Source organism: Companilactobacillus mishanensis (genome assembly GCF_003946505.1).
Taxonomy (GTDB): domain Bacteria; phylum Bacillota; class Bacilli; order Lactobacillales; family Lactobacillaceae; genus Companilactobacillus; species Companilactobacillus mishanensis.
This window is the reverse complement of record NZ_RHON01000014.1, coordinates 1-18834: the sequence shown is the minus strand read 5'-3', so window position 1 is coordinate 18834 and position 18834 is coordinate 1. Positions and strand designations below refer to the sequence as shown.

Genomic DNA, 18834 nt, shown 5'->3' with positions numbered 1-18834 from the left:
TCTTACTAGTAAAAGCAAAATGAGGAATCACGATTCCGTCGAATCATGATTCCTCATTAATGTTAGTCTGTTTATTTGCGGTTTTATATATTCATATTGAATTTAAAATCATTGCTTTTGATGTCTTCTTTCTCCATAATACATATTAAATACTTATGTTGACTAAAATGGTTCGTGAAAATGAGCTGAATAGTCAATTTATATACATGTGAGCCTTAAAACCTTTAATAACACGAATGATAACATCTTAACCGGAGAAACCAATGACGACAGTTAGATTTTTGAATGGCATAAGAAGTATCGAAGGAAATATTGTTGAGATTGCAACTGATAGTTCCAGAATCATTACGGATTTTGGAATGGTCGGGGGCTATACTGCTGGTTCAGCCAATTCACTGATTTCAAGACACATTTTGCCGGATTTTCCGGATCTATTTTCTGATTCGGCACCAGCCAAGGATAACCAAGCAATCGTCGTTACTCACGTTAATTTCGATAATATTAATGCTGCCATATATTTAAAGTCTGATATACCGATTTACATTTCGGCTGAAGGATATAAGTTATACAGGGCTTTGATCGAAAATCAATTGATCCAACCAATATGCAATAATTTCAAAGTATTGCCACATGATTTAATTGTAGGAGATTTGGAAGTTAAGGGTTATCCCAGTGATTGTGACACAATGGGAAGCCAATCCTTGTTGATAAGTGATGGGATCCGCAACTTTGGTATCTCCGGAGATGTTCGATTGAATGGTCCAAACAAGGACTTGGTATACAAGTGGATCCGAAAGTTTAAGAAAGTTAACTTGGATCTATTCATGCTTGATGCAACGGCTTATAGTTTTTCCAATAAATGTAAATTATTTGCTACAGATGAGAACGACTTGCGTGTTCAATTTATCGACTTAGTCAAACAAAGACGAGATTTGATCGTTATAAATATTAATCCCTTTAATGTTGAACGTTTGGCTAAACTTTGTCTGAAGATGATCCACTACGATCGAAAGATGGTCTTGGAATATGAGTTTGCCAATGTCGTTACCAAATTTTATCCAGATTTAAAATTATATGTACTGAAAGAATCTATTCCAGACAAAAAGACACTTTCCAAAAATATGAAAAGTGTCCAGTTGGATGAAATTAGAGAATATCAGAATAAGTTTGTTTTACAAAATAGTTTTAATAACCTGCACTTATTAGTTAACCTGAAAGCAGGAATATACTTACATAGTAATGGTTTCCCTCAAATCAGTTATGATCAGGATTATCAATTTTTAAGAGAGTTCCTTTTTAATACCAAGTTTCAATATATTGATTTTTCAGCTAGTGGACATGCTGGTAAAAAAGACCTAGTGTTCCTAACTGATGCTGTCAATGCGCAGAAAACAATTCCCTGGCATTCATATCATCCTGAATTGGCGATCCAAGCTATGAAAGATTTAGACACGGAATTGACATTGCCTAAAGAGAAAGAAGTAATCGAATACTGATTATTCTTTGATTGAAGCGTGGTTGTTGATGATAATTCCTGAAGTCACTAATAAAACTGAGAAAAGGGCCATTAGTATTAAAACTGAACTCCAAGAGTTTAGGAGTCCCTTTATGAATCCAAAGAAAACAGGTCCAATAGCTGCTAACAGATATCCTGAAGATTGTGCCATTCCTGATATTTCAGCAGTTTGGTAAGGGTTCGTAGTCTTGTTAGTGAAGTAGTAAATGGCTTCATTGAAGGCAATACCGGAACCGAAACCAATCAGAATAGAAGTGATCATTAGCGTGGATGTATTAGTAATATCCATCAAAAAAGTCAGTGGTCCTAAGACGTAGCCAATAATTAGAAATGTATTGAGGAAAATTCGTCCGTTTTTCTTTGAGGCCATCAAAGGAACAATGAATGAACAGGGTAAACCGCTAATTTGTAAAACAGTCAAAGTATTGCTGGCAGTCATGGTTGAGACACCGTGACTTTCCAAAATTGAAGGTAACCACGTTATTAGTGAATAGTAAACTAAAGCCTGTAGACCAAAATATAATGTAATGAACCAACCGACAGGTTGCTTCCAAACAGTTTTATAATTGGGAATCTCTTCTTTTTTGTTAGATTTTTCTCGAGAATTAGATTTAAGATTAGGTATCCAAAATATTAGTGCAATGATACTTAATGCAGACAAAATAGCTAAGGTTGAACCTAAACTGATTTTTGAAATGAATATACCAGAAAGAGCTGTTCCGATTGCTCCAATGAGGAGCATGGACATTGTATATAATGCCGTTCCCATAGGTATTTTTGTCGGTAATCTGTCTTTGATCATGGCAGGTACAAGCACGTTACCACTATCAATTCCGATTCCGACAAGTATTGTACCGAAGAATAGTGCCCAAATAGCTGGGATTATTCTCAGATAACTACCTGAAATAAGTAAAATAAAGAACAAAAATACAGTTAGTTCGTTACCAATCTTTTTAGCAATTTTAACAATAATTGGAGAAAAAATTGCGAAGGCAACTAATGGTATTGAAGTAATTAGACCCATAAGTGCGTTGGGAATATTGAGGTACTTTTCGATCGTGTGAAGCAGTGGTGGAATAATGGTGATCGGCAAACGCAAATTTGCAGCAATCAACATCATACTAAAGATAAACCACTTTTGATTGTTGTTTTTCAATGCTATATCCCCCAAATAGTCAGTACTACCAGTATAATTCAAATCAAGATGACTCTAAAGGATTCACTTGCAGTTTTAATAATTTCAGCTAGACTAAATATAATATTGAAACACAAGGTAGAGTGGTAATTTTGGATAAAGAACTTAATATAACGGATGCAGAATGGCGAATTATGCGTGTTATTTGGACTTTGGATACAGCTACTTCCCGCGAACTGACCAATGTTTTAGGTGAGTCAATGGACTGGAAACCTGCCACTATAAAAACTTTATTGAGACGGCTGACGGACAAGAAAATTATTGAAGCTCATAAAGATGGGAATAAGTTTATTTACACTGCCAACATTGCTGAAAATGAAACTATTGATTTGGCTTCGCAGAAGTTTTTTAATCAGGTTTGTGCTCGGAAAGTTGGATCAGCTATAACTAATTTGATTGATGAATCGGAACTGACTCAAGATGATATTGATAAAATTCAATCGGCGTTGAATAAAAAGGTGCCAGTGGAAGATATTGAGTGTAATTGTATACCTGGGAAATGTGATTGCTAGATGGAAATATGCTGTGTTAGTTTAGGATTCCGTCTTCGGAGCTGAGAAATATTTCCGGCTGTGCGGAACGGACCGAGCCTGAAGTACGGTCTCGGTCCTCGGTTTGAAGCCTTACCACGGTTCGGTAAGTCTTCAAACTCGTCCGGTGGTGTAATGGCTAAAGCCATAACGCCACTTTCACTGCCTTCGAATATTTCTCAGCTCCTACGACTAGGTCATCAGTATGATTTAATTTAAGTTGTGAAACGCTAGGTCCTGTAATGGTAAATTATCTGCCGATTATAACGGAATTATTTTCTAATAATATCTAAACATTCAAAAGCCCCTTATCGTTAGGATTCGATAAGGGGTTTAAATTTTTATTTTTAACAACTAACAATCATCTTATGCTTGGTGATAATTTCTTGCTTTTAAATTAGTAATTGTCAACATTACTACAAAGCTGATTACATACAGTGTAGAAATGAATATCATTACTGCCATTACATTATAGTTATCTAGTATCCAGCCAATCGCTAAACTGGAGAATCCTCCGATGCAACGGCCAGTGTTCATGATTACGTTATTGGCTGTAGCACGTATTTCTGTTGGATATAGTCGACTCACTACGGCTCCATATCCGGCAAACATTCCGTTGGAGAAGTAACCGACTACTGCTCCGACTATAATTAATGAAATCATGTTTGTGGGTAATGTTAAGACGAATACGCCGACTGCTGATGCTACTAAAAAGATTCCGAAAGCTAATCGTGGTCCAAGGTTGTCTAGTATCCAACCGAATGTCAACATACCCACACACATTCCTAATATTGTTGCGATCATCCAAATTGAGCTGGAAACTTGTAGGTTAAGTTGTTTTTGCATGATCGTTGGCAACCAATTCATTAATCCAAAATATCCTGCGATTTGAACGATTGCCATTATCATTAGAGCTACTGTTTGGTAGCCAATTTTAGGTGTGGCAAATAATTCTTTGACGCTTCCATGTTTCACTTTGGAGGATTTGATGAATGTATCACTCTCTTTAAGGTGTCTACGAATGAAGAAAGTGATCAGAACAGGGATGATACCGAAAAGAAAGAGGGCGTGCCATCCAAAACTGGGAATGATCAATGCGGCCAATACGGTTGCTACAATGGCACCACCTTGTCCTGCCATTCCGACCCAAGACGATATTCTTCCCAGTTTATTCTTAGGAAAACTTTCGGCAAGAACTGTCATACCGATGCCATATTCACCACCAGCTCCGATACCCGCTAAGAATCTACATATATAGATAGTCGTCAGATTGTGGGCAAAGAACATTGCACTGGTCGCGATGGCGAAGATAAAAATAGTGTAGGTAAATGATTTGATACGACCAATCCTATCGGCTAAAATTCCAAAAAAAATACCACCTAATAACATACCGACATTTGTAATGGTTGAGATCAACCCGGCTTGTGCTCCACTCAAGTTAAGTTCAGCGATTATTGAAGATAGGGCGAAAGATAAAAACATGACGTCCATATTCTCTAATCCAAAACCTGCTGTTGTGGAAGCAACCACTTTTGTCTGGTAGCTATCTAGATGGTTTGATTGCGTGTTATTAGATGCTAATTTCATTCAATTTTCCTCCAAAATGAACGCTCACGGGCGTTCTTTATTTTGCTTAACATGTAGCGTATCACATAAAAAAAGTTCCATCAACACGAGTTATGTCCCAATAAGATACAAAAAGGCCTTCAGGAGTTTGATCCTGAAGGCCTAAAATTTAATTTTAATTATTTATCTGTATCTTTTTCCTTTGAATCGTCAGCATCTTTGTCATCTTTGCCATTTGCTTTTGCGGCATTAGCTGCAGCAAGTTGCTTATCTTCTTTTCTATTTCTAAATAAGAAGATGATAGCTGGTAAGACTGTCAATGCACTGATAAGTGAATAAGCTGTATCAAGCACTGTTATCATACCGAATGATCTAAGGGCTGGGAAACTTGAGAAGATGATAGCTGAGAAACCACCGATAACCGTCAATCCAGAAACGGTAATAGCTTGTCCAACGTGGGAGACAGCATCAATAATAGCTTGCTCCCTTGTAACATTGTTCAGTCGTTCCTCACGATATCTCTCTAGAATCAAGATAGTGAACTCAGTACCAATACCAAGAACTAATGAACTCAAGGCAATTGTAACTGGGTTGTAAGAAGTACCTGTTAACCAAAGTGTTAATGGTGATAGACCAAGAACAACCAAGATTGGGAAGACAGGGTATAGAGCCAAACGGAATTCACGATATACAAGTAGCAATACGATAAATATGATTGCTAGACCTGCAAACATGATCAAGTTATGGTTTGATGTAACGTTGTCAACACCGATAAGCATCATAACTGTTAATCCAGCAGGGTTAACACTTAATCCATGATGTGTACCACCGATATCATCGGAAATCTTATCCATCAATTTTTGTTGATCTTTAGTTGATAGATGTTGGTTAACTTTAAATTGGATAGTGGCATATTTATTGTTGTCACTGACCATTGTTTGTTTCAAAGACTTAGGAATATTCTTAATACCAGTATCAATAGTTGATTGGTTAGTATTTAGATCTCCACCAAGTTGTTTGTAAGTTGAAGATACACTAGTTACACCAGTAATATCTTTATACTTATCTTTTTCTTGTTGTCCCATCTTATCGATTCTCTTAACAGTTTGCTTGTCACGGACGTCATCGCCCTTAACTAGATAATCAATATAAACAGTTGATCCAACTTGCTTTTGAAGATACTTAGTATTTTGTAATTCACTCATATCCTGAGGAATCAACTTCAAAACATCAGTTTCAGTATTGATGTTACGTTCTACTGCGAAACCAAATGCAGCTAGAACGACAGCAATAATGAAGACCCAAACGGCATGTTTAGTAATGAAACGAGCATAACTTGCAAGCCATCTTTGTAGACGTGTTGTGTCAGAACCATTGTTCTTAGCTTTTCTTGCTTTGTTTTTAGCAAGGAACTTAGTACGAGCTTTGTCTGACTTGTCGATCAATGTGAATGTACTGAACATCATAAAGAATTCAACAATGTATGCACAGAATACACCAAGTGCAAGTGTGATACCGAATTGTTGCATCATAGGTGCTTTTGAAATGAACATAGTTAAGAAACTAAAGATCATAACAATAACGGCAATACCAACAGCTGGTCCCATTTTTGCAACTGCAAGTTTGATTGATTTCTCTGACTCTTCAGTTTGCCTATACTGCTCTTCATATCGATTCTGGAACTGAACACCGAAGTCAGTACCAAGACCAATGATAATTGGCAATGTAGCCATCGTAGCAAGTGTGATAGGTAGGTTAAACCAACCCATGGCACCGAATGTCCAAATCATACCAATTAGGACGAAGGCCAATGGTAGGATTCTTCTTCTTACAGGGAAGATCAAAGCAAGGATGATGATCATGATGATTACAGCGATAACAACCATGACAGCCATGTTTTGAATAACAACATTCTTAACTTGTCCGATAACTACAGGGTTACCAGCAGTTCTTACTTTAACGTTGCTACCGAATCCAGCTTGGTCAACTGCTTTATGGACATCGTTCATCAATTTAACGTTGGTGTTCATATCAGTAGTACTCTTAGTGTTGATTTGTACTACAGCGTGTTTACCATTCTTAGGTAGTAATTGTTTGATAGCTGATGGAACTTTACCATTGTCACTCAATAAGATGTCACGCAATAATGCTGTAGACATATTTTGAACCTTAGGTAACATTGGTAAAACAGAAGCAGTTAATGCTTGTTTCTGTTGATCATTCAACAATGTCAAAGAGTAACCTTGAACTTGTTGAGTTTGTTCAGGTGTCAACATACCCATTAGAGTAGATGCTTGTTGACTCTTCATCTGAGCAGCGGCAGCTTGTTGAGCAGCGGCAGGAAGCTGAGCAATTTTTGCTTGAGCTTCTTGTTGAGCAGCGGCAACTTGTTGCTTTTGTGCGTCAGTTAAAACAGTTCCAGTAACATAAGTTTGAACTTGTGCTTGCTGTTCTGTTGTTAAACCTGTTTGAACTTGTGACATAAGTTTGCTCTTATCAGAGTTACTTAAGTTTGCCATCAAATCCTTTTCTGCTTTAGGTGTTAATTTCAAGTTTAAACCTGAAGCATTTGATGCAGATGATGGGTTTTTAGCCAATTGACTAAGTTCATCATTTAATAAGTTCACTACATTAGTTGTGCTACGAACATTGTCCATCTTATCAAGTTTTTTATCTAACTTAACAAGCTTTCTCATGTTCTTTTGTGATAATACGTCATCTTGTTTGCCTGATACCATGACGTAAACGGCATCACCACCGAAATTCTTTTGGTAAGTAGCAGTATCTTTGAAGGCCTTAGTACTTGGGCTGACAAAGACATCGTTACTAAACTTCATTTGGATCCTCGGTAGTCCAAATGCAAGAATTATGGTGATTGCTGCAATAATAGTTATCCACATTTTAGCGTGTTTGTGGATGCTATTACTGAGCATATTAAAAAACTTCTCCATTAAAATTCATTCCCTTCAATATCTCATGATGAATAGTGTACCATTTTTTATTTCATAAATAAGGCACAAAAAAAGGCAGTAATCTCAAAATGAGACAACTACCGTAATTTGTTCTTTTTTTAAGACCATTTTCTGAAAAGATCCTCTGTGAATTTCGTAAATTCATCCTTTGGAACTTTGAAGTCATTGTCGACTAAGTATTCAACCACACCTACTAGGGCACCAACGATAAAGCTTATCATTAGCTCTGGTGTTTCAGAATCACTTATCATTGTTATCAATGGATCATCTGGACTTTCAGTGTTTTCATATTTTCTCTTAATAATATCTTTAAGAATCAAACGAAATTCTGGATATAGGTTTGCTTTCGTTTGATATTGTGGTGAAACGTGTCGCATGAAATCATTGTTTTTACCGATGAAATCGGCTATTTGGGTAACGATAGTTTCAGTCGAGTTACTATTAATAATCAAGTCATCTAGTAGGAAAGCAAAAACGGCATGTAATAACGCAAACTTATCATTAAAGTAGCGGTAGAAGGTACTGTGATTGATTTGCGATTCCTTACAAATATCACCGACCGTTATTTTGTCAAAAGGCTTTTTCTCTAAAAGCGAAATCATTGCCGTAATTATGGCTTTTTCGGTTCTTTCAGTTACTTGTGACATAATATTCCTCCTATAATATTAGAATACTTTGACGTCCTCGTATCGCGTCATCAAACTATTGAAGTCATAATCTTTAATTTTTTTGATATTATCTTTTCCATTAAAGAATGCAGTCAAGCTACCTGCCAACATTAAATTAAGTGGTAAGTCAGCTTGTTCTCTTACTGCGATTACTGGAATGTTGTGGGCAAATGCATATCCGCATTCCCAGACAGTTCCTGAATCAGGCTCCGGCTCGTTGTCTTCTAACTTATAGTCTAGCATTGCTACAACAACATCGGACACATTAATATTATTGATGTCATGTTTAAACACAGCAGTTTGCCATTCAAATGTACCTATTTCGGCAGCTGTGTAATCTTCACTTGCAGGGCGGAAAATATCACCGATTGTTCTATTTTGTTTTAAAAGGTCCTGCAAATCATCCAATCGCTTAGTTTGTTGGTCACTAAAAAATGGACCAGCCAAATAAACACGGTTTTGTTTGATCATGATTTTTCTCCTTTTCACTTCAACTTTCATTATACGCAAAAGATTGAAAAGTTGGTAATGTTAACAGAATGTTACAGGGACATTTTTGTCTAGTTAAATCGTTTAAAATCACTGGGAATTCGTTTTATACCGTGCTATAACTAATATTGAGCAACGGAGGTCGTAGGAATGGTAGACAAAAGTGGAACGGTTTGCATCAAACATAGAGATCATAAAAAGAAACAAAAAATGAATTATTTAGCAATTTTAGGTATGATATTTGCAGTGCTTTTGTTTGTACTTTAATGAAAACTGCGTAGAATTTCAGAAATCGTTGGGTCTGGGATTCAAATTTAAAGAGACAATATCCATTCAGGGATATTGTCTCTTTTTTTGTCTATTTGTTTGGCTTGACCATATTATTTTTATCGGTACCAAACCATTTATAATTTATCTTTTGTAATTCACCATCATCAGATAGTTTTTTCATGGCTGCATCAATTTTACGCTTTAGTGTTTTGTCACCTTTACGCATACCCACAGCAAAATCTTCACCGGTAAATCCACCATCCATAACACGATAAGATGCTGGGTCCTTTTCGTGTTGGATGTAGTAATTAGCGTAGACACTGTCGATCAATAATCCTTGGATACGTTTGGCATCAAGATCCATCAAAGCATTGTTGAAAGAATCATAGAAAACCGGTGCTCTATTTTTAATGTAGTCTTTCAGCATCTTAGGGTGTTCATCAAGCAAACTGGCACCGGACGAGCTGGTTTGAACGCCAAGAGTTTTACCCTTCATTTTGGCAAAACTAGTGATATCGTCAGCTTTTTTTGTGACTAATACTTGTCTGTTGGCAAGGTAGGGTCTTGAGAAAGCTATTTGATCCAAACGTTCAGGAGTGATCGTGTATCCATTCCAGATCAAGTCGATCGTTCGATTACGAAGTTCGGTCTCTTTCATATTCCAGTCGATAGGCTGGAAATCAGCTTTGATGCCGTACTCCTTGAACACTGCCTTGGCTAGATCAATATCGAAGCCGACTAAATTACCATCTTTCTGACGGAATCCCATAGGTACGAAAGTATCATCTAAACCGATGATCACACGTCCACGTTTTTGAATAGTAGACCAAGTATCAGCAGTATCGGCTTCTTTGGCGACAGATTTTTTATCACCACAACTAGTTAGAATCAATGAGAAACAAGCTAAAAGGGCGATGATAGCTATTAATTTTTTCTTCATAATATTATCTCCCTTTACCTATTTGTTTATTGGTTTAACTTCCAGTAATTGATCCGAGATTTTCTTGGCAAAATCAGGATCATGGGTAACTACGATTTGTGTGATACCAGTTTTCTTCAAACCAAGTATCAAATCAGCAACAGCATCTCTCAAACTAGGATCAAGCGCTGATGTTGGTTCGTCGTAACAAAGTATTTTTGGTTGCATTGCCAAAGCTCTGGCAATCGCTACACGTTGTTTTTGTCCACCGGATAATTCAAATGGATATTGGTCAGCATGAGATGACAATTCGAGTTGTTCGAGTAATTTTTTAGCATTATCAGTTGCTTGTTGTTTGCTTTGTTTCAAAACCATTGTGGGAGCCAAAGTTACATTTTCCATGACGGTCAAATGTGGGAATAAGTTGAAATCCTGAAAGACGACTCCAATTATTCTCTCTGTATCTGAAGCCTCTGCAGGATCAAAAGGTTTGTCATCGAGGATAAATTTCCCAGAATCAACTCTATCTAATCCGGCAATACTACGAAGCAAAGTAGTCTTACCGGCACCAGATGGTCCGACGATACTCAAAATGGCATTGTCTTTAACTTCCAAACTTAGGTTGTTAAGAATAGTCGTACCATTAAAACTTTTTGTAATGTTTTCAAGTTTAAGCATATTCATTCCTCCTGATTTTTAGCGGTAATAACTGTAGTGCTTTTCCAAATATTTCAATGCCCACGTACATACGAGTGTTAATAATAGGTAGATAACACCGACTAATACGAGTGGTAGTAGGGTAACATCACGTGAGCTGGCAATATTTCCGGCACGCAACAAGTCACCTAATCCGATTACGTAAACTAATGATGAGTCCTTGATCAAATTGATAACTTCATTACCGATTGATGGTAGAACAATTTTAACAACTTGAGGGACAACGATTTTTCGGATCGTTTGCCAGTAATTCAATCCTAGAACTTGAGCACCTTCAAATTGTCCTTTGCCGATTGCTCCAAATCCACCACGGAATATTTCTGCAAAGTAGGCAGTGTAGTTGAGGATAAATGCGAATAGTGCAGCATCATATCTTTCAAAAACAATATGGAAGAATGGCATATTAGGAAGCCCATAGAACACGAATATTAGTTGAAGCAACAACGGAGTTCCTCTCATTACCCAAATATAAAACGAAAGGATCCAGCTCAACGGTTTGAATTTCGAGTTTCTACCTAAAGAAACCAAAATTCCTAGTGGAAGCGATGCTACTAAAGTCCAAAAGAAGACTTTCAATGTCATAACAGTTCCACTTAATAGTGAAGGTAATATTTCAGATATGTAGTGCAACATAATTTATCCCCCTTATAAGTATAAAAAAAGCCCTCCTAGTTCATTGAACCAAGAGGGCGACTGACGCGGTACCACCTCATAATTGTCAACAACTCACATTGCTGACCTTACTAAGTTAATGTTTGTACCAAATAAAAAAGCCCCCTAGTCCAAAAAGACTAAGAGGGCGATTATCGCGGTACCACCTCTGGCTTCCTAACATCTCACGACATCAGGCTCATGAAGTTACATTAACTTCTGTGATAACGGAACTACCGAAACAACTTACTTACTTCAGTTGTTCAACTTACAGATGTGTTTCACTGAGGACTGGATTGACTCGCACCAACGTCAACTCTCTGAACCAGATTGATCAGCTACTCTTCTGTCATCGTTTTTATACTTGTTTGAATGTTGCAATAATAGTACGACCTATTGGGAAAGTTGTCAAGGTGTATTGACATTAGTTATATTATCCCGTATATTGTGGTCGTGATGATATTATACGTCGTATAGTATTAAGAAATGAGGAGATAATATGGCAATTCAAGCATCAACTGAGATTCTTGAAGGCTCAGTTTTAGCATTATTGACTCGAGAAGATTATTACGGATATACGATCACTAAAGAAATGCAGAAGAGTTTTCCCATTTCTGAATCGACAATGTATCCGATTCTTCGAAGGTTAAAAAAAGAAGGTTGGTTGACGACATATGATCAGGCATACGAAGGTCGTAATCGACGTTATTACAAAATTACCGAAGAGGGTTTAACTCAATTAGCAAATATTCGTGCTGATTGGCAACAATTAAAAGAAGTAACAGACAAAATTTTGGAGGGGAATAATGGAAACTAATGCAATTGATTCGTACATTAATGAGTTTTCTGGCTATTTGAAGCAATTAGATAGTGCAGAACGCGATGATGTTTTGGAATTTTATCGTGAATATATCATTGACGCCCATTTGAATACGACAAATGAAATTACCAACGAGCTAGGTACTCCGAAGAAATTGGCTCGTAAAGTTTTGGCAGACTATTCTATTAAGATGTCGGAAGACGATTACAAACATCTGGATAATGGAAAAATGTCTGGTAATGATAAAGCAAAGAGGAATATCGGGATGATCGGTGTCATAATCTTGGCACTATTAGCAACACCAGTTGCGATTCCAGTTGCCTTAATTTTGATTCTTTTGGTATTGCTTGCTGCAGGTTTAGCAATTTTCTTTGTCTTGCTTTTTGTTTTCTTAGTAGCACTTTCAGTGATTCTAGGTATCGGTTCAGTGGTAATGGGAATTGCCATAATATTCCAATCAGCGGCGACGTCGATTTTCTATATTGGAGTAGGTATTGCAATTATCGGTGCAGACTTCATCTTTATTCCACTAATAATTTCATTCTTGAAGTGGTGCTTTGATGTGTTAGTAATGTTCTTCCGTTGGGTCGGTAAGAAATTATTACATGGAAGAAATACAAAGATGAAGGGAGCTGATGATAATGCGTAAATATCTAGTTACCGGATTATATTTATTGATTATCGGAGTTGTCCTGGCTGTCGGTGGCCATATGATGGGAGCCAGCAAGACAGTTGTCTGGCATCACGGATTTCAAGTTTCAAAATCAGTTGATACTACAAAATCCGTAGGTAAGTTTTCAAAAATCGAAGCTGATACTGAAATCAGTAATATAAAAGTAAAATCTGGAGATAAATTCCAGGTACAGGTTGTCGGCGATCAGTTTTCTAAAGGCGAATATAAAATTAAAGATGACACCTTAGTCGTAAGTGAAAAATACCTCGATAGTGGGCACGTGGGTGTTTCATCTAATCATAAAATCGTAGTTACGATTCCCAAGGGAACTCAACTGGAGAACGTTGATTTGACCATGGGAGACAGTAATGCCAGATTAGTTCACATAGATACCAAAAATTTGAAGGTACATTCAAATGATGATGACATTGGTTTACTTGCGTTGAATTCAGTAAAAGTTACAGATTCTGCCGAGGTCAACTTAAATCATGCTCGTCTTTGGATCAATAAGAGTCATTTAAATAATTTGAAGATGTTAACAGACTCATCAACAGACATTAATTTTATTAAATCAACTATTAGTAATAGCAAACTTGATTTACATCAAGGGTACTTAGATATCGAAGATTCAGTTCTGGAAAACAATACAATTTCTATGTCACAAGGTCGAGTTGAGTTGGAAGAATCTCAAATTCATGGAATAAATGGTTTTGATCTGGAACAAGGACAATTTGAAGCGGAAGAGGTAAATACTGACGGATTAGATCTTTCAACTAAAAACGGAGAGATTGAATATCTCGATTCAAAGAAAAATGAACGTAGTTTCCAAAATAATCCCGATGCCGGTAACCTGTTACGTGTCAGCAGCACACAAGGTAAAATTGTTATTAAGTAATCTAGTGTGATAACTTCAGGTTTGTTATAATGGCGTTATTGTGGAGGGATTTTATTAATGAATAATGCTAATTACCAACGAATTCCTGCTTCTCAGGTAACTCGTGAAGCTCGCCAACTGTTCCGTAAGAATTTTAAAGAAATGGTTGTATTAAATATAATTCCTATTTTGATGAGAATCATAGGGATGTTCTTCTTAGTGAAAATGTATTCTGCTTGGTTAGGAAACTTAGGCGTGAGTCTATCTAACCCGCAAGAAGCTAGTCGAAAGTTGACTGCCATCTCACAAGAAATGGTCAGCAATCCGAGTTCAGCATCCAAGTATGCTTTCTCAATGACACCTCAAACAAGTATTTTGATATTTGCTGCAGGATTTTTCTTCTTCCTTATCTGCGCTGGTATTGCATTTTCAATGCTAGATAAGGCTAGAGATGATACTTATGAGATCAGAACTATCAGAGACAGTTTTCAGATTTTCTCTGGTAAGTATTTCTTCCCAATTTTATTCTTAGGAATCCTATTCAACGTTATTGTTGAAGCTGGTTTGGGCATTTACTTGATTCCTGGTATCTGGTTCTTCTTGATGTTTGGTCAAAGTTTCTTTATCTATAAAGATGTTTCGGTTCGCGCTGATCATGTTGGATTTAGGGGTGTATTTACTACTTTTGCCCGTAGTGCCAACATGATGAGAGGTTACAAATGGACTTTGCTTTTGATCTGTATTGAGTTTTTCCTATGGGAAATTTTGAATTTGTTGACTCATGAGATTTTGTCGATTATTCTTCATCCTTATGAACAAGCTACCATGTCTGTTTTTTATAAGAAGGTGGCTGAACAGAAGGGTGATTTGATTAAGTAAGCTTTTTACTGCCGGTTACGAAGAAAAAATGATTTTTTTGCCTGGAACGTGGTGGACTCACTTTGAGCTAATTGCGAAAATCACGCAATCATCTTAAAGCTGAGTCTTGTTGTAAGTGTACTTCGCACACTAACAACAATGTCACCACTGAGGCAAAAATCATTTTTTCTTCTCCACCTAGATAGATGAACTATCATCATTCTGTTTGGGTTATAAACACTAAAGGCGATTATATTGTGATTGAGAATTACTTTTTTATAGAAAAAAATAAGGTCGAGAGCTGGTTTTCTGCTCTCGACCTTATTTATTTGAGTGAATTTTGGGAGGAATTCTTTACTCTATAGTAATTTTGCGTTCTTTAGTAATTGTTCTACATATGTTCCTTTGATTTTTTCTAGTCCTTTTTTAGCTACCATTCTTTCTCCAAATGGTAGTTTAATGTCTGTGATCTTCTTCTTGTCATTCAAGTAGTAGAGGGCATCCATTAATACTCTGACATCGAATGATGAATCGAATACTTCTGGAACTCCACGGTCTACGTTTAGTAGTGTGTAGACGGCTTCCATTCCGGTTCTTACTGAGTATTCGGTCGTGAAGACTGTATCTCGGTCTGTTTCTGAGAAGTTTCCGATAAATGCTAAGTTCTTTGAACCTTCTGGTACTACTTTTGGACGATCTCCAACACTTCTTGGCATGAAGTATGATGTGATATATGGCATGTGTGCTGGTATTGTGTTTGCACTTTCGGCGATGTCTTTGATTTGATCTTCTGGAACGCCGATATGGTACAAGTATTCTTCACATAGCTCGATTCCTGTACATTCTGTGATCTTCTTCTTGATGTAATTGCCGGGTTGATCTGAGAATAATCCATAAACCCAAACTATTAATTCATTTGGTTTTTGTGCTTTAAAGTGTGGTTGACGACTGATGGAATAACCATATAGCCAATTTGAATCTTTGATACTTACTGGTCCACTTGTGACGATTGAGCCACTATGTGGGTCTTTTTTACTGATTTTTTGGATATATGGAACTACACGATCGTCTTTAAAAGTAATTGTGGCTGATATTACCCAGTTTTCTTCAGGGATGTTTTTACAGAATTTATCAGGATGGCCGAATGCAGGATCTTGTTTTGCTAAGTTTTCCCACAATGTCCAACTATCTCCTAATTCATGTTCGACTGGTGCTGGAGTGTTATTGTCACCATAAGTTGTGCTTTCTGTGATTGATCCATTGGTTACGAAGACTAAATCTTGATCTGTCAGATCTATAGTTTTTTCTTCGCCCTCAGAAATCATTTCGATGTCTGTTGCAACTTTAGAATTATTTGAAGTATCTACTTTGACATTCTTTACTTCGGTATTGTATTGGAAATCAACACCTTTGTTCTTCAAAAATGTTTCGATAGGTTTGATCAGTGATTCATATTGATTGTATTTAGTGAAACGTAGTGATGAAAGATTTGAGAGTGAATCGATATGGTGAACGAATCTCATCAGGTAACGTCTCATTTCCATCGCACTTGCCCATGGTTCGAAGGCAAACATTGTTGACCAATATAACCAGAAATTGGAATCGAAGAATTCTTTTGAAAATACTTCGTTGATCTTCTTGTCATTCAAGTCTTCTTCTGGTGTTAAGCAGAGGTCGAGAATTTCTTGAACGGAGGCCTGTGACAATGTCAATTTACCTTCAGTAGGTAGTTCGACACCGCGGTCTTGAATTACACGTCCTTTAGAGAAACTTGGATCCTTTTTATTCAACCAGTAAAATTCATCCAAAATTGAAACGTCGGGATTTTCTAGTGATGGGATGGATCTAAATAGATCCCATAAAGTTTCAAAATGTGGTTCCATTTCTCTACCACCACGGATGATATATCCTTTTTGCTCGTTCCAAATTCCATCCATACTTCCGCCGGCTAAGCCTAGCTCTTCCAAAATATGAATTTTGTTACCTTTCATTTGTCCATCACGAACTAGGAACGTGGCTGCTGCTAGTCCAGCCAGTCCGGAACCAATAATATAAGCAGATTTATTGTCGACGCCTTCAGGTTTTACAGGTTTGGCAAAGGCTTCATAATTTCCATTGCTTCTATACATATAGAACACCTCTATTTTTAATCATTAATTAATAACATTATCGTTAATAATTGACTAACAATATTGAATTGTTAACGATTACACCTTTAATATAGTTCTTTGTGATAATTTTTACAATATAAAATAGGTAAAATATAGATAAAAAAAGATATAAAAAATAGACCAAAACTAGACGATTTGTCTTAATTTGGGCCTATTTTTAAGAAATGACTTATTTTTTATCGAATGCTGACTCGGGACGAGGTTCAACAAATATGTAATCTATTGCTTTTGCACCGATGGTGATTTTTGTTCCATCAATTTTTTCAATTATTAGTGAGTTATCGAATTTTTCATGCTTATCGATTTTGATAATATCGTCAATGGCAATTCCTAAACTATTGAAGTATTGTAGAAATTCATAGTTATCAGAAAGTCTTACTATTTGTACAATTGAGTCATCATCGATCATGCTAAGCAGCTTATCATCGGCATCTGTTTCACCTTGACCATTGCCAGGGATGATACCACCATGAGGACAACGTTGAGGATGCCCGAGAAAATCATCTAGATGATCCACCAAATCGTCGTCAGAAAGGTGTTCTAGAATATCGGCATGATTATGAACTGAATCAACTGGGTATTTTAGGCAACTGTTGAGAAATACTTCCCATAATCTGTGTGTTCTGACTAATTGTTCAGAAACCTTGTTTCCTTTATCAGTTAAAACGATTTTGTTATAAGGAGAGTGCGTCAAATAGCCTTCACTTGAAAGTGAATTTAGCATTTCAGTTACCGATGGAGCAGAAACATTCATGATTTCTGAAATACGTTTATTCGTAACTTTAGTGAAGTCGTAATTTAACTCGTAAATTGTCTTTAAATAGTTTTCCTTATTAGGTGACATATCTTCGACCTTTCGCTTAACCTAAAAATTATTTTAGCTACTTCATTATAACTCAATTTTACGAACAATAAATGGTAAAATGATTGTGAAGGAAGGGAGATTTTATTTATGCAAAGCACAAAACGTGGTTTTGACTGGCTAGGCTTGATTGTTGGTATTTTTTCAATCTGGGTCGGATACTTAATTATGCAAAATCCAGGCAGCAGTTTGAAGGGGATTGCTTGGATCGTTGGTATTTTCGCCATCGTTAGAGGACTTTATGAATTATGGTTTGGAACACAGTTGAATAGATTTTTGGGAACAGGTAGTGGATACACAATTTTTTCTGCAATAATAAATATTCTTGTCGGAATATTATTCCTATTTAACTTGAACATAGCAACAATAGTTTTGGTTTATATGTTCGCGATTTGGTTCTTGATCGATTCAATTATCCAAATTTTTACAGCTCGACTATATAGCTTCTTCGGAAAAGGTTACTACTGGTTAGTTGTTGTATTGGCAATTTTAAGTTTCATTTTTGCCATTATTCTTCTATTTTATCCAGTATTAGCTGGTGGCTTTATTGTCTTTCTTTTGGCATTCTTCTTTATTGCTACAGGAATCGCCGAAATTATCGAAGCATTTTAATTCAAACAAAAAACAACCGCGAGGTTGTTTTTTTGTTTTATGGATATACTTTAAAGTCCAATAATGAATTGCGAGCAATCATTGTGTGTTTACAATGAATACTAGAGTTTATCGGGACTCCGAACTTTTTGTTTTACAGCGCTAATATTTTTGATAAGATATACATTGAAATGCTGTCTTAGCTCAGTTAGGTAGAGCATCACCATGGTAAGGTGGGGGTCGTCGGTTCAAGTCCGATAGACAGCTTAGTTTTTCATCTTACATTAATGTAAGACACACGTAAGTGAACTCGATGATGAAAATACTTATTCAGAAATATAATATATTCGAGTTAAAAAAACTCAAAACTTACATATCCGGAAGTCCTTGATCCCCTCAAGGACTTTTTTTGTATCTTGAATTTACAAGTCAACTGGAACACTTTTCTTTAAAAACCTCGAAAGTAGATTTCCAACCGAATATCTTTTTTGG

The 18834-nt window shown here is 36.5% G+C and carries 17 protein-coding genes, 1 tRNA gene and 1 other annotated feature; of the genes, 8 read left to right on the top strand and 10 right to left on the bottom strand.

Annotated features, from left to right (window positions below; translation table 11 throughout):
• Positions 1 to 263: 263 nt before the first annotated feature.
• A complete protein-coding gene (locus EKM63_RS10650) occupies positions 264 to 1496 on the top strand; it encodes an MBL fold metallo-hydrolase (RefSeq protein ID WP_125706487.1) in 1233 nt (410 codons plus the stop codon).
• Here EKM63_RS10650 and EKM63_RS10645 read toward each other — a convergent pair whose 3' ends face one another.
• A complete protein-coding gene (locus EKM63_RS10645) occupies positions 1497 to 2672 on the bottom strand; it encodes a CynX/NimT family MFS transporter (RefSeq protein ID WP_125706485.1) in 1176 nt (391 codons plus the stop codon).
• 131 nt (positions 2673 to 2803) lie between these two features.
• Between EKM63_RS10645 and EKM63_RS10640 the strand changes: the two genes are divergently transcribed.
• Positions 2804 to 3223 carry a CopY/TcrY family copper transport repressor gene (locus EKM63_RS10640; protein ID WP_153383334.1) on the top strand — a complete coding sequence of 140 codons (420 nt, stop codon included), beginning with the start codon at positions 2804 to 2806 and terminating at the stop codon, positions 3221 to 3223.
• 384 nt (positions 3224 to 3607) lie between these two features.
• On the opposite strand, the gene EKM63_RS10635 is transcribed toward EKM63_RS10640, so the two are convergent.
• The 7 genes from EKM63_RS10635 to EKM63_RS10605 form a co-directional block, all read right to left on the bottom strand.
• Positions 3608 to 4828: an MFS transporter gene (locus tag EKM63_RS10635; protein WP_125706483.1), complete on the bottom strand. Its 1221-nt coding sequence runs from the start codon at positions 4826 to 4828 to the stop codon at positions 3608 to 3610.
• 158 nt (positions 4829 to 4986) lie between these two features.
• Positions 4987 to 7740, bottom strand: a complete 2754-nt coding sequence (locus EKM63_RS10630; protein WP_225418300.1) for an efflux RND transporter permease subunit — start codon at positions 7738 to 7740, stop codon at positions 4987 to 4989.
• 137 nt (positions 7741 to 7877) lie between these two features.
• Complete coding sequence (locus EKM63_RS10625; protein ID WP_125706479.1) at positions 7878 to 8426, bottom strand: TetR/AcrR family transcriptional regulator; 549 nt, start codon at positions 8424 to 8426, stop codon at positions 7878 to 7880.
• Between the two features lie 18 nt (positions 8427 to 8444).
• Positions 8445 to 8918, bottom strand: coding sequence for a nucleoside 2-deoxyribosyltransferase (locus EKM63_RS10620; RefSeq protein WP_153383340.1), 474 nt, complete (start codon positions 8916 to 8918; stop codon positions 8445 to 8447).
• 376 nt (positions 8919 to 9294) lie between these two features.
• Positions 9295 to 10146: an amino acid ABC transporter substrate-binding protein gene (locus tag EKM63_RS10615; RefSeq protein WP_125706477.1), complete on the bottom strand. Its 852-nt coding sequence runs from the start codon at positions 10144 to 10146 to the stop codon at positions 9295 to 9297.
• Between the two features lie 18 nt (positions 10147 to 10164).
• Complete coding sequence (locus EKM63_RS10610) at positions 10165 to 10803, bottom strand: amino acid ABC transporter ATP-binding protein (protein WP_125706475.1); 639 nt, start codon at positions 10801 to 10803, stop codon at positions 10165 to 10167.
• An 18-nt stretch (positions 10804 to 10821) separates the two neighbouring features.
• Positions 10822 to 11475, bottom strand: coding sequence for an amino acid ABC transporter permease (locus EKM63_RS10605; RefSeq protein ID WP_125706473.1), 654 nt, complete (start codon positions 11473 to 11475; stop codon positions 10822 to 10824).
• Between the two features lie 159 nt (positions 11476 to 11634).
• Positions 11635 to 11855, bottom strand: a binding site (T-box leader).
• A 137-nt stretch (positions 11856 to 11992) separates the two neighbouring features.
• Between EKM63_RS10605 and EKM63_RS10600 the strand changes: the two genes are divergently transcribed.
• From EKM63_RS10600 to EKM63_RS10585, 4 genes are read left to right on the top strand one after another with little or no spacing between them, the layout of a single operon-like run.
• Positions 11993 to 12310, top strand: coding sequence for a PadR family transcriptional regulator (locus EKM63_RS10600; protein ID WP_125706471.1), 318 nt, complete (start codon positions 11993 to 11995; stop codon positions 12308 to 12310).
• Entirely contained in the window at positions 12300 to 12962 is a 663-nt protein-coding gene (locus EKM63_RS10595; RefSeq protein WP_125706469.1) for a DUF1700 domain-containing protein, read from the top strand. Before EKM63_RS10600 ends, EKM63_RS10595 begins: the two co-directional genes overlap by 11 nt.
• Positions 12955 to 13881: a DUF4097 family beta strand repeat-containing protein gene (locus tag EKM63_RS10590; protein WP_164504960.1), complete on the top strand. Its 927-nt coding sequence runs from the start codon at positions 12955 to 12957 to the stop codon at positions 13879 to 13881. The genes EKM63_RS10595 and EKM63_RS10590 overlap by 8 nt, the downstream gene beginning before the upstream one ends.
• 57 nt (positions 13882 to 13938) lie before the next feature.
• Entirely contained in the window at positions 13939 to 14739 is an 801-nt protein-coding gene (locus EKM63_RS10585) for a DUF975 family protein (protein WP_125706465.1), read from the top strand.
• Between the two features lie 338 nt (positions 14740 to 15077).
• Here the strand turns inward: EKM63_RS10585 and EKM63_RS10580 are convergent, their stop codons facing one another.
• Positions 15078 to 16847 carry an oleate hydratase gene (locus EKM63_RS10580; RefSeq protein WP_125706463.1) on the bottom strand — a complete coding sequence of 590 codons (1770 nt, stop codon included), beginning with the start codon at positions 16845 to 16847 and terminating at the stop codon, positions 15078 to 15080.
• A 211-nt stretch (positions 16848 to 17058) separates the two neighbouring features.
• Complete coding sequence (locus EKM63_RS10575; protein ID WP_125706461.1) at positions 17059 to 17733, bottom strand: metal-dependent transcriptional regulator; 675 nt, start codon at positions 17731 to 17733, stop codon at positions 17059 to 17061.
• Positions 17734 to 17841: 108 nt separating this feature from the next.
• Between EKM63_RS10575 and EKM63_RS10570 the strand changes: the two genes are divergently transcribed.
• Together EKM63_RS10570 and EKM63_RS10565 are read left to right on the top strand one after the other, a co-directional pair.
• On the top strand, positions 17842 to 18363 hold the full coding sequence (locus EKM63_RS10570; RefSeq protein ID WP_125706459.1) for an HdeD family acid-resistance protein: 522 nt from the start codon (positions 17842 to 17844) through the stop codon (positions 18361 to 18363).
• A gap of 172 nt (positions 18364 to 18535) precedes the next feature.
• Positions 18536 to 18609, top strand: a tRNA-Thr gene (locus EKM63_RS10565).
• Positions 18610 to 18834 lie beyond the last annotated feature (225 nt).